General features: G+C 36.3%; 2 protein-coding genes. Both read left to right on the top strand.

Annotation, left to right across the window (positions count from 1 at the left end; all coding sequences use genetic code 11):
- Positions 1-349: 349 nt before the first annotated feature.
- Positions 350-1918 carry an IS21 family transposase gene (gene istA / locus ACE198_RS27870; protein WP_375377786.1) on the top strand — a complete coding sequence of 523 codons (1569 nt, stop codon included), beginning with the start codon at positions 350-352 and terminating at the stop codon, positions 1916-1918.
- Positions 1915-2268, top strand: a complete 354-nt coding sequence (locus ACE198_RS27865; RefSeq protein WP_375377785.1) for an ATP-binding protein — start codon at positions 1915-1917, stop codon at positions 2266-2268. Before istA ends, ACE198_RS27865 begins: the two co-directional genes overlap by 4 nt.
- The last annotated feature ends 109 nt before the right edge of the window (positions 2269-2377 follow it).

Below are 2377 nucleotides of genomic sequence, written 5' to 3'. Positions count from 1 at the left end.
TCCCCATGCTTTCACGAAGCCTAAAAATCTGAACTCATTTCATTTAATCGTTAACTCTATACCAACGGTAATGAAATCCTGCGAATTAGCGAGCATTCGGGAGAAAATCGTATTTAACTGAGGGAGTTGAAGAAGAAAAATAAAATTCTCATTTTATAATAAAAAATGTGCTTGAAATCTGAAGCGAAAAAAGTTTTTCAAAAGTGTTGTGACTGCTAAACTAGAGTAGACAGTTTTTGCTAGATAAGATGAAACACTTATTTACCCAAATGTACCAGTAAAATAAAAGCCCTTTCCATTGTAAGATTTCTATGAGTTTATTCATACATCAATGGAGGGTACAGAAAAGGTGGATAAGTGGGAAATGTATATGGAAATACAACAGTTAATAAAGAAAGGGTTTAGTAAATCAAAAGTCGCAGAAAAGCTGGGGATTTCAAGATCAACAGTATACAGAAACCTTAAAAGATCACCCTCAGATATGGCTGAGTGGGTGGAAACCCTACAAACAAGAAGGAAGAAGTTAGACACACATAAGGAACTAGTCTTATCCTGGTTGCGGGAACATCCCGATATGTCAGCGGCACAAGTGCAAGATTGGCTGCAGGAAAGGAATCCATCACTGGAGATAGGTGAAAGCACTGTGAGGGCCTATGTTAGAGATTTACGTAATGAATATAAGATAGAAAAAGAGACATCACCAAGAGAATATGAAGCCATCCCTGACTCACCTATGGGAGAACAAGTACAAGTGGATTTTGGATTTACAAAACAAAGGACTATAAATAATAAGGAAGTCAAGCTTAGCTTTATTGCATTTGTGCTATCTAATTCCAGATATAAATACAAGGAATGGTTAGATAGACCTTTTACTACGGAAGATGTCATAAGAGCACATGAGAATGCGTTTAAATGGTTTGAGGGAATTCCTAGAGAATTAGTTTATGACCAAGATAGTTTAATAGTAGTAAGTGAAAATGGTGGAGATTTAATTCTAACAAAGGAGTTTCAGCAGTATAAAGATACCAGGAGGCTAAACCTTCGGGTTTGTCGAAAAGCTGACCCGGAAAGTAAAGGTAGAATTGAGAATGTGGTAGGTTTTATCAAACACAATTTCGCTAAACATAGAATATTCCACAATATTGATTCTTGGAATGAACAAGGATGGCAATGGTTAAATCGGACAGGTAACTATAAAGTACACAATACAACAAAAAAAAGACCAGTCGAAGTGTTCTCCTTGGAAAAGCAACACTTAAGACCGGTCATCCAAAAAATAAATATCATAAACAAATATGAGAATAGTATAACAAGAAGTGTCCATAAGGACAATACCATACGGTATTTGTCTAATCGGTATTCTCTTCCACTTGGTACGTTTAGTAAATATGAAACATTAGGTGTAAAGGAATCTGAGGATCAATACCTATTAATTTATATACCTGAAACAGGAGAATTAATTGCAAAGCATAAAATACCTGATGGGAAAGGCCAGTTGATAAAAGATAGAAATCACACTCGTGATCGAACAAAAGGAATCGATGCATTTCTTGATACGGTTGCGAACCAATTTAAAGACAAGGAAGCTGCATATAAATACCTAACCACTATTCGGGAAAAGTATCCTCGCTATATTCGAGATCAGCTACAAATTATATTAAGAGAGACCAAACAAAATAATGAAGATTTACTATCAGCAGCACTGCATGAAAGTGTCAGAAGAAAGTTATATAGTGCAACAGACTTCGGCGACATCGTTCAGTACATTAAACGGCAACGCCAAGTTCATGATACAGTGAACGACAACGCTGAGAATGTTTCTCCAATAAATAGTCTGTCCAGTTGGATTATGGAGACAGAGGCTCCAAAAAGAGAAGTGGATGCCTACACAGTCCTAATGGAGGATGATTCACAATGAGTCAACTCCAGCAGTTACAAGAACTGATGAGAACCCTTCGTTTATCTGAAACCGCAAATCATTTACCTGAACTAATCAGAGAGGCTGAGAAAAAGGATTTATCCTTTACTCAGTTTCTCTTTGAAATGGCAACATATGAGCAGAGTCGAAGAGATGAAAAACAACTAGAGAAGCGATTTAAATGGGCTACATTCCCCTTCCATAGCACAGTTGATGGCTACGATTTGAAAGAACAAAAATCATTAAGTAGTAAAAAGCTAAATCAGTTAAGGGACTTAACGTGGCTTGAACAACTATATAACATTATCTTTCTTGGACCGCCAGGTGTGGGTAATTATCGAAAGTTTTAGTTTATGGAAAGAAATAAGTGTATATGCCCTATTTGAATTGATATATACGTTTATTTCTTTCCATAACACCTCACAATAGATGTATTAAATCTAGGAGGTGCCATATGGA

It is taken from the genome of Neobacillus sp. KR4-4 (assembly GCF_042136325.1).
Taxonomy (GTDB): domain Bacteria; phylum Bacillota; class Bacilli; order Bacillales; family Cytobacillaceae; genus Neobacillus.
This window is presented reverse-complemented; position numbering and strand designations above follow the sequence as displayed.